At 70.0% G+C, this 16,681-nt stretch carries 13 protein-coding genes; 8 read left to right on the forward strand and 5 right to left on the reverse strand.

The window, feature by feature from the left end:
- Window positions 1-16: 16 nt before the first annotated feature.
- From ASC98_RS21885 to ASC98_RS21895, 3 genes are all read right to left on the reverse strand, one after another.
- A complete protein-coding gene (locus ASC98_RS21885) occupies window positions 17-652 on the reverse strand; it encodes a GspH/FimT family protein (RefSeq protein WP_056815712.1) in 636 nt (211 codons plus the stop codon).
- Window positions 643-1,092 carry a type IV pilin protein gene (locus ASC98_RS21890; protein ID WP_056815715.1) on the reverse strand — a complete coding sequence of 150 codons (450 nt, stop codon included), beginning with the start codon at window positions 1,090-1,092 and terminating at the stop codon, window positions 643-645. Before ASC98_RS21890 ends, ASC98_RS21885 begins: the two co-directional genes overlap by 10 nt.
- A 138-nt stretch (window positions 1,093-1,230) precedes the next feature.
- On the reverse strand, window positions 1,231-4,743 hold the full coding sequence (locus ASC98_RS21895; protein WP_056815717.1) for an ATP-binding protein: 3,513 nt from the start codon (window positions 4,741-4,743) through the stop codon (window positions 1,231-1,233).
- An 82-nt stretch (window positions 4,744-4,825) separates the two neighbouring features.
- On the opposite strand from ASC98_RS21895, the gene ureA reads away from it, so the two are divergent.
- From ureA to ureC, 4 genes are read left to right on the forward strand one after another with little or no spacing between them, the layout of a single operon-like run.
- Window positions 4,826-5,128, forward strand: a complete 303-nt coding sequence (gene ureA / locus ASC98_RS21900; protein WP_056815720.1) for an urease subunit gamma — start codon at window positions 4,826-4,828, stop codon at window positions 5,126-5,128.
- Between the two features lie 28 nt (window positions 5,129-5,156).
- Window positions 5,157-5,762, forward strand: a complete 606-nt coding sequence (locus tag ASC98_RS21905) for a HupE/UreJ family protein (RefSeq protein ID WP_056815722.1) — start codon at window positions 5,157-5,159, stop codon at window positions 5,760-5,762.
- A gap of 12 nt (window positions 5,763-5,774) precedes the next feature.
- Entirely contained in the window at window positions 5,775-6,080 is a 306-nt protein-coding gene (locus ASC98_RS21910; protein WP_047590807.1) for an urease subunit beta, read from the forward strand.
- Complete coding sequence (gene ureC / locus ASC98_RS21915) at window positions 6,080-7,795, forward strand: urease subunit alpha (protein WP_056815726.1); 1,716 nt, start codon at window positions 6,080-6,082, stop codon at window positions 7,793-7,795. The genes ASC98_RS21910 and ureC overlap by 1 nt, the downstream gene beginning before the upstream one ends.
- A gap of 108 nt (window positions 7,796-7,903) precedes the next feature.
- Here ureC and ASC98_RS21920 read toward each other — a convergent pair whose 3' ends face one another.
- Entirely contained in the window at window positions 7,904-11,071 is a 3,168-nt protein-coding gene (locus tag ASC98_RS21920) for a di-heme oxidoredictase family protein (RefSeq protein WP_235581356.1), read from the reverse strand.
- A gap of 519 nt (window positions 11,072-11,590) precedes the next feature.
- Window positions 11,591-13,237 carry a methyl-accepting chemotaxis protein gene (locus tag ASC98_RS21925; RefSeq protein WP_056815729.1) on the reverse strand — a complete coding sequence of 549 codons (1,647 nt, stop codon included), beginning with the start codon at window positions 13,235-13,237 and terminating at the stop codon, window positions 11,591-11,593.
- Between the two features lie 95 nt (window positions 13,238-13,332).
- Between ASC98_RS21925 and ureE the strand changes: the two genes are divergently transcribed.
- The 4 genes from ureE to ASC98_RS21945 are packed head-to-tail and all read left to right on the forward strand — an operon-like array spanning window position 13,333 to window position 16,570.
- A complete protein-coding gene (gene ureE, locus ASC98_RS21930) occupies window positions 13,333-13,929 on the forward strand; it encodes an urease accessory protein UreE (protein WP_056815733.1) in 597 nt (198 codons plus the stop codon).
- Between the two features lie 6 nt (window positions 13,930-13,935).
- Window positions 13,936-14,646: an urease accessory protein UreF gene (locus ASC98_RS21935; RefSeq protein WP_056815737.1), complete on the forward strand. Its 711-nt coding sequence runs from the start codon at window positions 13,936-13,938 to the stop codon at window positions 14,644-14,646.
- 2 nt (window positions 14,647-14,648) lie between these two features.
- Window positions 14,649-15,353 (forward strand): response regulator, encoded by a 705-nt coding sequence (locus ASC98_RS21940; RefSeq protein WP_056815739.1) that lies wholly within the window; start codon window positions 14,649-14,651, stop codon window positions 15,351-15,353.
- Complete coding sequence (locus ASC98_RS21945; protein WP_056815742.1) at window positions 15,350-16,570, forward strand: ATP-binding protein; 1,221 nt, start codon at window positions 15,350-15,352, stop codon at window positions 16,568-16,570. The genes ASC98_RS21940 and ASC98_RS21945 overlap by 4 nt, the downstream gene beginning before the upstream one ends.
- Window positions 16,571-16,681 lie beyond the last annotated feature (111 nt).

The following is a 16,681-nucleotide window of genomic DNA, read 5'->3' on the forward strand; positions in this document are numbered from 1 at the left end:
GGGGGGGTCACGTGCATCAGGGGCAACTCATCGCGTCGTTGGCCGTGTTTCCGGTCGCATGGGCCGGGTCGCACATGTGGATGTCACCCGCCGGCGACACGACCACGCGCAGGCAGCGCGTGGCGCCGGACGGACGGCAACGGCTGGTGGCGTCCTGCACATCGATCGTCAGCGTCGCGACCGACGAGGTCGGGTTGGTGGTGGCGGTCTGTCGGCCCAGCCCGTTGAACGCCACGACCTGCCGCGTGGCCGTCAGCGTGTTCGTCGTGCTGCTCGACAGCAGCGGGCTGACCCGCAACAGGTACGGAGACACGGTGCCGCCGGGCGCCGAGCCGCAGGCGCCGGCCGGCGAGGTCGACGCCGTCAGGTTGACGACCCATTCAGGGCCGGAGTTCGTCAGCGCGCAATTCATGTCGCGGCTGCTGACCAGCTGCAGCCGCGCCAGCCCATTGCGCCGAACCGCTTCGGCGCGTGCGAACTGCAGGTCGCCCATCAGCGCCTGGGCGCCGGCCTGCAGCCGCGTGTCGCGCATCCACTGCGAGAGCGACGGCGCCACCGCCAGCAGCAGCAGCGCGAACATCGCCAAGCCGATCGTCAGCTCGATCAAGGTCATGCCGCGCGGCGCCCGCCGATGCCGCGCCTTCACGAGCACACCCCGCCTCGCTTCGTGATCCAGCAACTGCTCGACGTTGCCGTCCAGCCGGACACGCCGGTGACCGCCGAGGTCTGCGTGCCGTCCTGGTTGATGGTGTAGCTGAAGCCGGCCATCGCCCCGATCCCGGTGGCCGTCCAGACGTAGGCGGTGTCGGACGATGCAGTGCAGCTGAAACTGAAATGGCTCGACGCGCTGGCGGTGACGCCGCAGGTCTTGACGCTTGCGCTGGTGTAGTAGCTGCGGTTGTCCTGGAACCACTGCTCCATGCGGGTCTGCAGCGTCGACAAGGTCGCGGTGGCATCGGGAATGCGGCCGCGCTTCAGGTGGTCGAGGTACGCCGGCAACGCCACGCGGGCCAGGATCGCGACGATCGCGACCACGATCGTCACTTCGATGAGCGTAAAGCCTCTGTTCTGACGGACCGCATTACCGCGCATGGCTGCCTCTCGGATTCGCTACTCGGCGAAACGTGGGGCAACTTTGCGCAACATTTATGGAGGAATTCCTCCTCGACTGTCAAACACTGTCGTCGCGACCGGCCCGCGATGCGCGCCGCCGTGAGATCTGCCGCACGATCAGGGCGCGGGGCCGGCCGCCAGCGATCGGTGCAAGGCCTTCTCGAGGATGCGGCTCACCGCCTCCAGCTGGAACTTGCGCACCAGGTCGCGCACGTGGTCCACGAAGCCGGCACAGGCGGGATGCTCGGCCTCGATCCGGTCGAGCTTCTGGACGATGCCGCGGAAGTAGCCGAGGCGCACCAGCTCATCCAGCGCGCGCAGCGCCTCGGCATCCGGCAGCACCCAGTCGGCCGACGCGGTCGAGGCAGGTGCCGCCGCCATGGCGGTCGACACCGGCGTCGCCTCCACCCACTGCAAGCCGAGGCGCGCGCCCAGCCAGTCGAGCAGCTCGTGCACGCGCACCGGCTTCAGCACGAAATCGGCCGGCGTGATGCCGACGTCGTTGTCCAGGTCCTTGTCGAAGGCATTGCCCGAGACGATGGCGACCGGCGCAGGACTCAACCCCTGGCCGCGGATCGCGCGGATCGTCGCCCAGCCGTCGATGCCCGGCATCGCCAGGTCCATCAGGATGGCATCAGGCACGACGCTGCGCAGCAGGCGCAGGCATTCGTCGCCGGAGGCGGCCTGGTGGATCTCGAAGCCCAGCGGCTCGAGCACGCTCGCGAGCAGCGCGCGGTCGACCTCCTCGTTGTCGACCACCAGCACGCGGCGCCGCGCGCCCCGGTAGCCGATGCGCGCGATGCGCGGCGCCTGCACCGCCACCGCGTCGCGCGCGGCGGGCAGGAACAGCCGGATGCGGAACAGCGTGCCGACCTGCGGCGTGCTGTGCACCGTCATCTCGCCGCCCATCAGGTCGACCAGCATCTTGCTGATGGTCAGCCCCAGCCCGGTGCCGCCGCTGGCCGCGGTGCCGGTATCGCTGCCGCGCGCGAACGGCTCGAACACGTGCTCGATCTCTTCGGGCGCGATGCCCGGGCCGGTGTCCTCGATCTCGAAGGTGGCCATCTCACGCGCATAGGTGGCGCGGAACACCACGTGACCGGCCTGCGTGAACTTGACGGCATTGCCCAGCACGTTGATCAGGATCTGGCGCAGCCGCTTCTCGTCGCTGCGCACCACCTCGGGCAGCGCCTGCGACAGCTCATGGCTGAACGCGATGCCCTTGCCGGCGGCCTGCAGCTCGAACATGCGCACGATCTGCTGCACGCCGTCGCGCAGGTGCATCGGCTGCGATTCGAGCCGCAGCTTGCCGCCTTCGATGCGGGCGATGTCGAGCGTGCCCTCGATCAGCGACAGCAGGTGCTCGCCGCCGCGCCGGATCACGCCGATCGCCTGCTGGCGGTGCGGCGGGATCGACGCGTCTTCGTCGAGCAGCTGCGCATAGCCGAGGATGCTGTTCAGCGGCGTGCGCAGCTCGTGGCTCACCGTCGTGATGTAGCGGCTCTTGGCCTGGTTCGCGAGCTCGGCGCTGCGCTTGGCCTGCTGCAGCTGCAGGTCGGTGCGGCGGTGCGAATCGATCTCGCGCCGCAGCGCCTGCGTCTGCTCGTGCACCGCCTGCGTCTGGCGGTTCGATTCCTCCTGCGCCACCTGGCGGCTCTTGTGCGTCAGCACCAGCCACCAGGCGACGATGCCGCTGACCAGCAGCAGCGCCGCGAAGGCCTTGACGAAGCCGAGCCGCAGCGCCGGCGCGAGCGCCGCGCCCGGCTCGCCGAGCAGCCGCAGCTCCTGGTGGTACAGCAGCGCGAACAGCCCGGCCAGCAGCGGCACCACCACCGCCATCAGCAGCACATAGTGGCCGAGGCCGGTGTCGATGTAGGGCCAGGCGCGGCGCGGCAGCACCGCCCGCAGTGCGGCTGCCCATTGCGTGGACAGCTTGGCCTCGGGCTTGCACAGGTCGTTGCAGCGCGCGTCGAGCGAGCAGCACAGCGAGCAGATCGAGCCGAGGTAGGCGGGGCAATGCGCCAGGTCGTCGGCCTCGTACTCGCGTTCGCAGACCACGCAGTGCTGCAGCCGGGTGAACAGGCCTGGCGGGCTCTGGCGGGCGATGTAGAAGCGGCCTTGCGTGGCCCACGCGATGAGCGGTGCCGCCACGAAGGCCGTCACCAGCGCGATCAGGGCCGAGAAGGCCTGCGCCATCGGCCCGAACACCCCCAGGTAGGCCGCGATCGACAGCACCGAGGCCGCGCCCATCGCGCCGACGCCGACCGGGTTCACGTCGTACAGGTGCGCGCGCTTGAACTCGATGCCCGGCGGCGACAGCCCGAGCGGCTTGTTGACCACCAGGTCGGCGACCACCGCCATGATCCACGAGATCGCGATGTTGGAGAACAGCCCCAGCACCTCGCCGAGCGCGCGGAACACGTCGAGCTCCATCAGCATCAGCGCGATCATCGTGTTGAACACCACCCACACGACGCGCCCCGGGTGGCTGTGCGTGAGCCGCGCGAAGAAGTTCGACCACGCGAGCGAACCGGCGTAGGCGTTGGTCACGTTGATCTTCAGCTGCGACACCACCACCAGCAGCGCCGTCGCGGCGACCGCCCACGCCGGGTGCGGGAAGACGTACTCGTAGGCCGCGAGGTACATCTGATTGGGATCGACCGCGCGGTCGACCGGCACCGAATGGCTGATCGCCAGGTACGCCAGCAGCGCGCCGCCCAGCATCTTCAGCACGCCCGGCACCACCCAGCCGGGCCCGCCGATCAGCACGCCCAGCCACCAGCGCTTGCGGTTGGCCGCGGTGCGCTCCGGCATGAAGCGCAGGTAGTCGACCTGCTCGCCCATCTGCGTGATCAGCGCGATGCCCACCGTCATCGCGGCGCCGAACAGGCCGAGGTCGAACCCGGCGCCGCGGCCCTCGGCGCCGGCGTAGTGCACCAGCCCGTCGAGCGCGCCCGGGTTCTGGCGCAGCACGAAAACATAGGGCACGACCAGCAGCACCAGCCACAGCGGCTGCGTCCAGACCTGCAGCCGGCTGATCGCGGTGACGCCGTGCGTGACCAGCGGGATCACCACCAGTGCGCAGACCAGGTAGCCCCAGGCCGGCGGCACGTCGAAGGCCAGCTCGAGCGCATAGGCCATGATGGCCGCCTCGAGCGCGAAGAAGATGAAGGTGAAGCTGGCGTAGATCAGCGAGGTGATGGTGGAGCCGATGTAGCCGAAGCCGGCCCCGCGCGTCAGCAGGTCCATGTCGAGCCCGTGACGCGCCGCGTAGAAGCTGATCGGCAGCCCGGCGAGGAAGATGATCAGCCCGGTCGCGAGGATCGCCCAGAACGCGTTCAGGAAGCCGTACTGCACCAGCAGCGTCGCACCCACCGCCTCGAGCACCAGGAACGAGGCCGCGCCGAACGCGGTGTTGGCCACGCGCAGCTCGGACCACTTGCGGAAGCTGTGCGGCGTGAAGCGCAGCGCGTAGTCTTCCATCGTCTCGCGCGCGACCCAGCTGTTGTAGTCGCGCCGGACCTTCACGACGCGCTGCACCGCGCGCTCGTCCGGCGCGCCGTCGCGCTCCGGCGGCACGATGGCCGGGCCGACCGCGACCGTGTCACCGGGGGGCTGGGCAGACGTCATGCGGCGGGTGAGCGCAAGCCCCATGCCATCGGCGTGGCGACGCGCCCTAAGATGTGGCACACCTTCTGCTTCCCGCACCACCATGGAACTGACGCCGCGTGAGAAAGACAAGCTGCTGATCTTCACGGCCTCGCTGCTGGCCGAGCGCCGCAAGGCGCGGGGGCTGAAGCTCAACTACCCCGAGTCGGTCGCGCTGATCAGCGCGGCCATCATGGAAGGCGCTCGCGACGGCAAGACGGTGGCCGCGCTGATGAGCGAAGGCAAGACGGTGCTGACCCGCGCCGACGTGATGGACGGCGTGGCCGAGCTGATCCCCGAGATCCAGGTCGAAGCGACCTTCCCCGACGGCACCAAGTTGGTGACCGTGCACCAACCCATTGCATGACCTTCTGCATGAATCTGGAGCGCTTTGCATGACGACCCCCTCTCGCTCGACCGCATGGCGCGCCGCTGCCGTGGCCTTGTCGCTCGGCCTGCCCGCCCTCGCCTTCGCCCACACCGGTGCCGACGCGGGCCGGCACCATGACGCCATCGGCGCGCTGGCCGCCGGCTTCAGCCACCCGTTCAGCGGGCTCGACCACCTGGCAGCGATGGTCGCCGTCGGCCTCTGGAGCGCGCTGGGTTCGCGCCGCGTCTGGCTCGCGCCGCTGGCCTTCGGCGGCACGCTGCTGGCGGGCGCGCTGATCGGCCTGGCCGGGCTCATGCTGCCGGCGGTGGAACCGATGATCGCCGCGTCGCTGCTGGTGCTGGGCCTGCTGGTCGCCACCAACGCGCGCCTGCCGGCCGCGGCTGGTGCCGCGCTGGCGGCGGTGTTCGCGCTGTTCCACGGCCTCGCGCACGGCGCCGAGCTGGCCGGCCCCACGGCTGCATTCGCGCTCACCGGCATGGTCGCGGCCACCGCGTTGCTGCATGGCGCCGGCATCGGCCTCGGCCTGCTGCTGCGTTCGCGCTCGGCCTGGCTGCCGCGCGTGGCGGGCAGCGCGGTCGCGCTGTTCGGCATCGCGCTGCTGGTCAACTGAAGGGTGCCGGCCATGATTCCAGGCGAACTGCTCACCGACGGGCCCGACATCGAGATCAACGTCGGCCGCCGCACCATCACGCTGGTGATCGAGAACAGCGGCGACCGGCCGGTGCAGGTCGGCTCGCACTACCACTTCGCCGAGACCAACCCGGCGCTGAAGTTCGACCGCGCGGCCGCGCGCGGCATGCGGCTGAACATCGCATCGGGCACCGCGGTGCGCTTCGAGCCGGGGCAGCAGCGCACGGTCGAGCTGGTCGACTACGCCGGCGACCGTAAGGTCTACGGCTTCCGCGGCGAAGTGCAGGGAGCGCTCTGATGGCCACCATCCACCGCCGCGCCTATGCGGAGATGTTCGGCCCGACCGCCGGTGACCGCGTGCGCCTGGCCGACACCGGCCTCATCGTCGAGGTCGAGAAGGACTACACGCTGCTCGCCGGCGGCTACGGCGAAGAGGTGAAGTTCGGCGGCGGCAAGACCATCCGCGACGGCATGGGCCAGGGCCAGCGCCTGTCGAAGGACGTGGCCGACACGGTGATCACCAACGCGCTGATCATCGACCACTGGGGCATCGTGAAGGCCGACATCGGGCTGAAGGCCGGCCGCATCGCCGGCATCGGCAAGGCCGGCAACCCCGACGTGCAGCCCGGCGTCGACATCGTGATCGGCCCCGGCACCGAGATCATCGCCGGCGAAGGCAGCATCGTCACCGCCGGCGGCATCGACACCCACATCCACTTCATCTGCCCGCAGCAGATCGAAGAGGCGCTGATGAGCGGCGTCACGACGATGCTCGGCGGCGGCACCGGCCCGGCCACCGGCACCTTCGCGACCACCTGCACGCCCGGGCCCTGGTACATCCACCAGATGCTGAAGGCGGCCGAGGCGTTTCCGATGAACCTGGGCTTCCAGGGCAAGGGCAATGCGAGCCTGCCCGGCGCGCTCGACGAGCAGATCGAGGCCGGCGCGTACGGCCTGAAGCTGCACGAAGACTGGGGCACGACGCCGGCGGCGATCGACAACTGCCTGAGCGTGGCCGACCGGCACGACGTGCAGGTCACGATCCACACCGACACGCTGAACGAATCTGGCTTCGTCGAAAGCACGATCGACGCGTTCAAGGGCCGCACCATCGCGACCTTCCACACCGAAGGCGCGGGCGGCGGGCATGCACCCGACATCATCAAGGCAGCGGGCCTGCCGAACGTGCTGCCGTCGTCGACCAACCCGACGATGCCGTACACGGTGAACACCATCGACGAGCACCTCGACATGCTGATGGTGTGCCACCACCTCGATGCGTCGATCGCGGAGGACCTGGCCTTCGCCGAAAGCCGCATCCGCCGCGAGACCATCGCGGCCGAGGACATCCTGCACGACGTCGGCGTGTTCTCGATGATGTCGTCCGACAGCCAGGCGATGGGCCGGGTCGGCGAGGTGATCATCCGCACCTGGCAGACGGCGCACAAGATGAAGGCGCAGCGCGGCACGCTGCCCGAAGACAGCGCGCGGCACGACAACTTCCGCGTCAAGCGCTACATCGCGAAGTACACGATCAACCCGGCGATCACGCAGGGCATCTCGCACGAGGTGGGTTCGATCGCGGTCGGCAAGCTGGCCGACCTGGTGCTGTGGAAGCCGGCCTTCTTCGGCGTGAAGCCGTCGCTGATCCTGAAGGGCGGCTTCATCGCCGCCGCGGCGATGGGCGACCCGAATGCGTCGATCCCGACGCCGCAGCCGGTGCACTACCGGCCGATGTTCGGCTCGTTCGCCGGCGCGATGCACGACAGCTGCGTCACCTTCGTCTCGAAGGCCGGGCTCGATGCCGGCGTGCCGGAGAAGCTGGGGCTGAAGAAGCGCGCGGTGGCGGTCGGCAACACGCGCCGCATCAGCAAGGCCGACATGGTCCACAACGGCTTCACGCCGAAGATCGAGGTCGATCCGCAGACCTACGAGGTGCGGGCGGATGGGGTGCTGCTGACCTGCGAGCCGGCGACGGTGCTGCCGATGGCGCAGCGGTATTTCCTGTTCTAGCCTGACCGCGAGGCCATTCGCCAGCAGCCACATCAACGCAGAGGTCGAAAAGCTGTAAACGAAAAGGCCCCGCCGAAGCGGGGCCTTGTCATCGCGGAGCGCCTGCGATCAGAGCGACTGCAGGAACGCCAGCAGCGCCTGCCGATCCGCCGTCGACAGCGCCGCGAAGCGGCCGCGTGCGTTGGCGGCTTCGCCACCGTGCCACATGACCGCTTCCGTCAGCGTGCGGGCACGTCCGTCGTGCAGGTAGCCGACCTTGCCGGCCGTGCCCATCACGCGGTCGGTGTAGCCGATGCCCCACAGGGCCGAGGTGCGCCACAGGTTGCCGGCGGCCGTGCCTTCGACATAGTTGTCGGCCATGTCGGCTCCCATGTCGTGCAGCAGCAGGTCGGTGTACGGCTTGATGGTCTGGTTGCGCAGTTCAGCCAGCGGGTGGCCGGAGCCGGTCTTCACCTCGGCGACGTGGCAGGCCACGCAGTTCAGCGTCTTGAAGACCTTCGCGCCGTTGGCCACCTTGACCGGGTCGACGTCCAGATCCGCCAGCGGTGCCACGCCCTTCGGGAACCCGCTCACCAGGCTGCGCTGTGCCGGAACGGCCAGCAGCTGCAGGTAGCGCGAGACCGCCTGCAGTTCGGTTTCCGACAGGCCGCGCTCGCTCTTCGTGCGGCAGGTCGGCAGGCCGGCCAGGCAGTCGCGGCTCGGGTACACCGGCGTCGTCACCGACATGTCCTGCAGCAGGGCCGAGGCGGCCTGGTGGCGCAGGCTGAACTTGCCGGCCTTCCAGCCGAAGCGGCCCAGGCGCACGTCGCCGGTCTCCGGGTCGAACACGAAGTTCGCCTGGCCCTTGATGCCGTCGGCGTCCGGCGTGCTGCGGGCACGCGCCAGGATGTCGGCTTCCGGAATCGCTTCGAGCAGGCCGGTCCCCAGCATCGGCTGAGCCGCACGCAGCGAGACGACTTGCGGCGTCGGGCCGTCGAAGGCCAGCTTGGGCTTGCGCAGTTCCACCGACGTGCCGTCGGCCAGCTTCACGGTCTGGGTGTCGAAGCCCGCGACACGCACGCCATTGCCCCAGTCCTGCACCGTACCGTCGGCACCGCGGGCATTCATCTGCACGCCCACGCCGTAGCGCGAGTCGGGCACCTGCTGGCCCTGGGCATTGATCGCCGCGGTGTGCACCGACATCGAGTCCAGCCGCTGGTTCACCGCCGCCGGCGCCGGGCTGCGGCCGTTGTTCACGTGGCACGCGATGCACGACGACTGGTTGTAGCGCGGCCCCTGCAGGCCCACCAGCGCATCGAAGCGGTCGTTGCCCGGCTCGTTGTGGTCGCCGGTGAACATGTTGGTGTGGATCGTGCGGCGGCCTTCGACAAAGCGCTGCATGTTCTGCATGCCGACGTTGATGTGCGGCTGCTGGAAGATGAAGGTGCCGTTGTCGGCATAGTCGTACGACAGCGAGCCGGTGCCGCCCTGCAGCGTCTCGGCCGGCAGCGGTGCGTTCATCAGGCGCGGCTGCACGCCGTACCACGCGCGCAGGCCGGTGCCGACCACGTAGGTCCACTCACCCGCGTAGTAGCGGATGCCGCCGTTGTCGCCCTTGGCGGCCATCGCCTCCTTGGTCGAGAAGAACGACGGCGAGACCTCGATCACGTCGCCTGCCACCAGCGGACGTGCCGGCACGTTCCTGCCGTTGGGCATGCCGTCGGCGCCGATGTCGCCATGGCCCGGGTAGTCCTTGACCGTCAGGCTGCAGTCGTTGTTCAGGATGCTGTTGCTGAACAGCCTGCCGTTCGGCGGGTAGGCCACCGGCGGGCAGATCGTGACCTTGTCGTTGACGAGCTGGCCCGGGTTCATCCAGCCGTAGCCGGTGACGCCGACGCGATCGAAGGCGCGGAACCACGCCACCCCGCCAGGCAACTGGTCCTGCGTGAAGTAGTGGTTGACGCGCAGCGTCGGCGCGGTCACGCCGGCCACGCGGCTGTTGTCGATGATCTCGAAGCCCCAGGTGCGGTTCTTGAAGTAGTTCGGCACGAAGGTCAGGAAGTTGCCCGGCCCCTTGTCGACCGGGTTGCCGTTGGCATCCACGGTCTCGTTCGGGCCCTGGCCGATTTCGTTCCAGTCTTCGCCGCGCTCGCGGCCGTGGCGGGCCAGGCCGCGGATGCCGAAGCGGGTGACCAGCGTGCCGTCGGCCAGCGTGAACTGCAGCGTCTCGACCGGATCGGCCTGTGTCGGCAGCGGCATCATGCCGGTGCCGCTGGTCGGCGCCTTCAGCGGCGCGGTGGCCAGCGTCGGCATCGTGTTGTCCGAGCCCGGGCTCTTGAACTCGACTTCCCACAGCGAGTAGCCGTACTGCGTGCCGCGCGCGACGCCCTGCAGGCGCACGTAACGCGGGTTGATGCCGAGGTTGTAGAACGCCTCGGTGCCGCCCTTGCCGGCGCTGACGTAGCGCACCTGCGACCAGGCCTGCCCGTCATCGGAGACCTGCAGCGCGTACTCCTTGCCGTAGGAGTTCTCCCAGGTCAGCTTCATCGCGCCGATCAGCGTCTTCTTGCCGAAGTCCCACTGGATCCAGGCGCCGTCTTCCTGCCGGCTCGACCAGCGCGTGCCGACATTGCCGTCGATCGTGTTGGTGGCGGGCATGCCGCCGTTCTCCAGGGCCGACGAGGTGGCAGTCACTGGCCTGATCGCGACGCCGGGCTGGCCGGGCGCTGGCGCAGGCGCGGGCGCGGGCGCGGGCGCGGGGGCCGGAGCCGGAGCCGGCGCCGGGCTCGGGGCCGGTGCCGGGCTCGGCGCGGGAGCCGGTGAAGGCGCCGGGGTGGGCGCTGGAGCCGGGGCCGGTGCAGGTGCGGGGGCCGGCGCAGGTGCCGAGGTCGTGCCGGTGAAGGCCTGGATCTCGAAGATCGAATAGCCGTACTGCGACGACCGGGTGACGCCCTGCACGCGCAGGTAGCGGCCCTGCCCGCTCAGGCCGGTCCAGTCCTCGATGCCGCCCTGGCTGGTGTCGACGGTCTTGATCGTGACCCAGTTCGACTTGTCGTTCGAGACCTGCAGCAGGTACTTGGTGGCATGGGCCCGCTCCCAGTTGATGCGCACGCGGGTGATGCTCACCGACTGGCCGAAGTCCAGCGTCAGGTTCTGGTCGTCGGTGAAGCCGCTGCTCCAGCGCGTGTTGTCGTCATGGTCGATCGCGGCGGCAGCCGACAGGTCGCCGCGCTCGGCAGCGCTGGCCGTCGCCGCGACCGGTGTCAGCGCGACGCCGATCGGGTCGCCGACCGCCATCGGGCGCGAGCGGTCGCCGAGGTCGCTCGAACTGGCGTTGTTGCTGTCGGCGGCGGCAGAGCTGCCTCCGTCGCCGGAACCGCATCCGACCAGCAGGATCGCCAGGGCGCAATGCAGCCCCAGCATCGAACCGTTGCGCAAACTGCGCAGTACAGGGTGTTTCACAGGCTTCTCCTCCAAGGACGTGGCAGAAACAAGGCCTGGATGCTGCACGCTGCGCCACGAAAGCCTGTAAGCCGAGAGGAAGCGTCGGATAGCGGTCAAAGCACGATCGTGCGAACCGACACGCTTTAGTGAAGAGAGCACACACTCTCTTCTGGATGCTTATGAATGTTTGAATTTAAACGACGCCGCGCCTTACCGCCCCTCGGCCAGCGATACCGCAAAGCAACCGTTCATCGGCCCTTCTCGACCGTTTGGAATCGGTTCCAAACGAAGTGCTTGCAAACTTCTTGCTCTTGCTTACATCGGCTCACGTCTTGCCGATGCGACCTATTCGGAGAGTCTGAGAGCGCCGTTTCAAGCAGATACAAGATCGACGCCGCGTGCTGCCGGATGGCCGTGAAGCACGGGTTTTACCGATGTCGGCGCCGCCGCGTCGGCATCCGCCTCGGTCTTGAACGCCGCGACCGACTCGAGGAGCTTCTGCGCCTGCAGCTTCAGGCTCTCGGCCGATGCCGATGCCTCTTCGACCAGCGCCGCGTTCTCCTGCGTCGAATGGTCGAGCAGCGACACCGCCTGCGTCACCTGCTCGATGCCGCTGTGCTGCTGCGCGGCCGAGCGGCGGATCTCGCCGACCAGGTCGTTGACGCTCGACACCTGCCGGTGGATGTCCTGCATCACGCGGCCGGCATCGGCCACGTGGCGCGAGCCGCTGCCGACCTTCTCGGCGCTGTCGGTGATCAACTGCTTGATCTCGCGTGCCGCACCGGCGCTGCGCTGCGCAAGGCTGCGCACCTCGCCGGCCACCACGGCGAAACCGCGGCCCTGCTCGCCGGCGCGTGCCGCTTCCACCGCGGCATTCAGCGCGAGGATGTTGGTCTGGAACGCGATGCCGTCGATCACCGAGATGATCGACGCGATGCGGTCGCTCGACTGCTGGATCTCCTGCATCGTCGCGACGACGTCGCCCACCACCTGCTGGCCGCGGCCGGCCGCCTGGCGGGCGCTGCGCGAGATCTCCTCGACGCGGTTCACGGTGCCGGCGCTTTCCTTCACGGTGGTCGACATCGTCTCCATCGACGACGCCGTCTCCTCCAGGCTGGCCGCCTGCCGCTCGGTGCGGTCCGACAGCGACAGGTTGCCTTGCGCGATCTCGGACGCAGCGCTGTAGACCGAATCGCTCGACGTGCGGATGTCGCCGACGGCGGTGCGCAGGTTGTCCTGCATCTGCGCGAGGGCGGCCATCAGCTGGCCCATCTCGTCGCGGCGCTCGCTGTCGACGCGGCCCGACAGGTCGCCGCCGGCGATGCGCTGCAGCGCCGCCATGCCGCTGCGCATCGGGCGCACGACGCTGGTCGTCAGGCCCCAGGCCAGCAGGCTGCCCAGCGCGAGCGCGATCGCGCCGCCGACGGCCATCGCGGTGCGCGAGCGCTGGTTGCCGGCGCTCGCCGCGACGATGCGGGCATCGGCATCGTCGCGGATCACCTTGGTGAGTTCGGCCGCCGCCTTGCTCAGCGTCGTGAAGGTGGCGAGCGTCTCGCCTTCGAGCAGCTTCTTGACCTTCTGGAAGCGCTCGGAATCGTCGCTGCTGGCGAGCAGCCGTTCGATCTCGGCCGAGCTGGTCTCGTAGGTCTTCAGCGCGCCGTCCACCGGCGCCAGCTGCGACTCGATCTCATCGGCCCGCGGCAGGCTGCGCAGCAGCTTCATCTGCTCGACGAAGCGCGCATGGTGCCTCCTGAAGGCGTCGGCCTGCGTCGCCCGCTCGGCCTCGCTCCAGCGAGTGGCCAGCAGTTCCTGCGCGCCGCGCATGCCGCGCGCCGCCGTGGCCAGCTCGGACACGCCGTTCATCGCCGGCATCGTCATGCCGGCCAGGTCGTCGAAGCGGCCCTGCAGCTGCGACATCTCGAAGAAGCTCTGGCCGATGGTGGCGCACGACAGCAGCAGCACGCTCGCGAAGCCGAGGGCGAGGCGCACGCCGATGCGGACATCCTGGAGCAGTTTCATGGGGGGTCTCCTCCTGGTTCGATCCGTTGGAATATCGGCCGCCCAGCCCGGATCCTGAACGAGAATCCCCCAGGGTTTACTGCCACACTCGCACCATGCTGACCGTGAACAAACTCCTTGCGCAGGGCCATGGACTGGCTCCAGCCCTCGTCAAACGCGCCGCTGCCGTCGAGCTCGACTGGGACGTGCGCCAGAAGAGCCGCTTCGACGCCACCGACTCGCAGGGCCGCACGCTCGGCGTGTTCCTGCCACGCGGCACCGCGGTGCGCGGCGGCGACGTGCTGGTGGCCGAAGACGGCTCGCTGATCCGCGTCGTCGCGGCACCGCAGCCGGTGCTGGTCGTGACGCACTGCACGCAGCACGGCACCCCGTTCGACCTGCTGCGTGCCGCCTACCACCTGGGCAACCGCCATGTGCAGCTCGAACTGAAGCCCGATCACCTGAAGCTCGAACCCGACCACGTGCTGGCCGACATGCTGCGGCAGATGCACCTGATCGTGAACCCGGCGAGCGCGGCGTTCGAACCCGAGGGCGGGGCCTATGCGGCCGGCGGCGGGCACGGGCACCACGGGCACGACCACCCTGACCACGGAGGCCACGGGGACCACGACCACGGGCATGAGGGCCACGACCATGGCCACGCCGGCCACGCCGGCCACGACCACCACGGCCACCACGGCCACGACCACTGACCCCCGATGCCCCGCGTCCGCCGCGCCCCCGCGCCGACCAGCGCCGCCTCGCTGCTGCAGCTGATGTGGCTGGCCTCGCCGGCGCTGCCGGTCGGCGGCTTCAGCTACTCCGAAGGGCTGGAATCGGCGGTCGATGCCGGGCTCGTCACCACCGAGGCGCAGACCGCCGCCTGGCTGCTCCACCAGCTGCGGCTCGCGCTGGCCCGCAGCGACCTGGCGCTGGCCGCCAAGGCCTTCGGCGCCTGGCAGCGCGACGACCGCGACGCGATCCGCGAGCTGAACGACTGGGTCGTGCAGACCCGCGAAAGCAGCGAGATGCGGCTGCAGACCGAGCAGATGGGCCGCTCGCTGCTCGAGTGGCTGAAAAACCGCGGGCTGGCCGATCCGCGCATCGCGATGCTGGCCACGCTGAAGCCGGCACCGACCTGGCCGGTGTCGTTCGCGCTGGCCGCTGCGCAGACCGGCGCGCCGCTGCGCGACGCCCTGCTGAGCCTGTGCTTCGGCTGGGCCGAGAACATGGTGCAGGCCGCGCTGAAGGCGGTGCCGCTCGGCCAGAACGCCGGCCAGCGCGTGCTGGCGGCGCTGGCCGACGCGATCCCGCCGGCGATCGATCGCGCGATCGCGGCCACGCACGGCGAACGCCAGGCCTTCACGCCGATGCTGGCGATCCTGTCGGCGCGCCACGAAGCGCAGTACTCGCGGCTGTTCCGGTCCTGACGATGATCCACGCCCTGCTGGTCGACGACGACCTCGACCTGCGCCAGCTCGTCAGCGACTACCTGCAGCGCTACGGCATGCGGGTGACCGCGGTGGCCGATGCCGCGAGCCTGCGCCGCGTGCTGCGCGCGGGCCTCGGCGGCCCCGACCCGTTCAAGGTGCTGCTGCTCGACCTGATGCTGCCCGACGGCAACGGGCTCGACCTGTTCCGCTGGGTGCGCGAGATCGCGCCGCTGCCGGTGATCATGCTGACCGCGCAGGGCGATCCGGCGAGCCGCGTCGTCGGGCTGGAGCTCGGCGCCGACGACTACCTGCCGAAGCCCTTCGAGCCGCGCGAGCTGGTGGCGCGCATCCACGCGGTGCTGCGCCGCGCCGGGGCCGCACCGGTCGCGGCGCCGACCGCGACCGTGCTGCAGTTTGCCGGCTGGACCTTCGACCGGCTGCGCCGCCAGCTGACCTCGCCCCAGCAGGTGGTGGTGGCGCTGTCGTCGGCCGAGTTCCGGCTGCTGTCGGCCTTCGTCGACCACCCGAACCGGGTGCTGAGCCGCGACCAGCTGCTCGACCTGACGCGCGCGCCGGGCGCCGACGTGACCGACCGCAGCATCGACCTGACGGTGTCGCGGCTGCGCCAGAAGCTCGACGAGCCGATGCTGATCCGCACCGTGCGCGGCGAGGGCTACCTGTTCGACGGCGAGGCCGGCGCTTGAACCTGCGGCACCGCTTGCGGCGGCTGTTCGGCGACACGCTGTTCAAGCGCCTGATGCTGCTGATGTGGGTCGCGCTGGTGGCGAGTCACTTCCTCAGCTTTGCGGCGGTGCGCAGCCTCGCCGGCGGCCTCGGCGAGGCGCGGCCGATGCGCATGCCGGCCCCGGGGCCGGGGCCTTCGCCGGACGGCGATGGCGTGCCGCCGCTGGCGTCGCTGCCGCCCGGGCTGCTGCCCGACGGCGGCCGGCGCGAACCGCCTCCCCGCAACGCAGCGCCGGGAATGGAGGGCCCGGGCGGACCGCCGCCCGACCGGCAGCCCGGCGGCTCGCCACCGCTGCGCGCGCTGTGGCTCGACTACCTGGTGCGCTTCCTCGTGATCGGCGGTGCCGCCTGGTGGGGAGCGCAGTGGCTGTCGCAGCCGATGCGCCGGCTCGCCGACGCGTCGCGCTCGCTCGGCCAGGCCATCGCGCAACGCCGGCCGGCGCCGACGCTCGACGAGCACCAAGGCACGCGCGAGGTGCGCCAGGCCGCGCAGGTCTTCAACACGATGGCGCAGCGCCTGCACCAGCAGTTCGATGCGCAAGGCCTGCTGATGGCCGCGATCTCGCACGACCTGCGCACGCCGCTGGCCCGCCTGCGCCTGCGGCTCGAGACCATGGAGCCCGGCACGCAGACCGAGCGCTGCATCGCCGACCTGCAGGAGATGGACGCGCTGATCGGCAGCGTGCTCGCGATGGTCCGCGACCAGCATGCGCCGCAGGCACACCAGCGCGTCGACCTGCGCGCGCTGCTGCAGGCGCAGGTCGACGACCGGACCGAGCAGGGGCTGGCGGTGCGCATCGCCGACGACAGCGCCGGCGACGCGGTGGTCCTCGCGCAGCCCGAAGCGCTCGGCCGGATCCTCGGCAACCTGATCGGCAACGCGCTGCGCCATGCCGGGTCGGCCGAACTGAGCCTGCTCGGGCATCCCGGCGAACTGGAACTGCGCATCGACGACCACGGCCCCGGCATCCCCGAAGACCAGCTGGAAGCCGTGTTCCGGCCGTTCTACCGGGTCGACGGCGCACGCGGTCGTGGCGTCGGCAACAGCACCAGCGGTGGCAGCGGGCTCGGCCTGTACATCGCCCGCGACCTGGCCGAGCGGCTCGGCGGCCGCCTGAGCCTGTCGAACCGGCCCGAAGGCGGGCTGAGGGCCCGGCTGCTGCTGCCACGCGCCTGAACAGCTGGCGTCCGCGCCTCCAGACACAGTTCAAATGGACCGTGTCCAAGTTGATACAAAGCATCGATATTCGCGACACAGCCGGCCGCGAGCATGGGCAGTTCCACAGCC

This window comes from Rhizobacter sp. Root1238, assembly GCF_001425825.1.
Lineage (GTDB): Bacteria > Pseudomonadota > Gammaproteobacteria > Burkholderiales > Burkholderiaceae_C > Rhizobacter.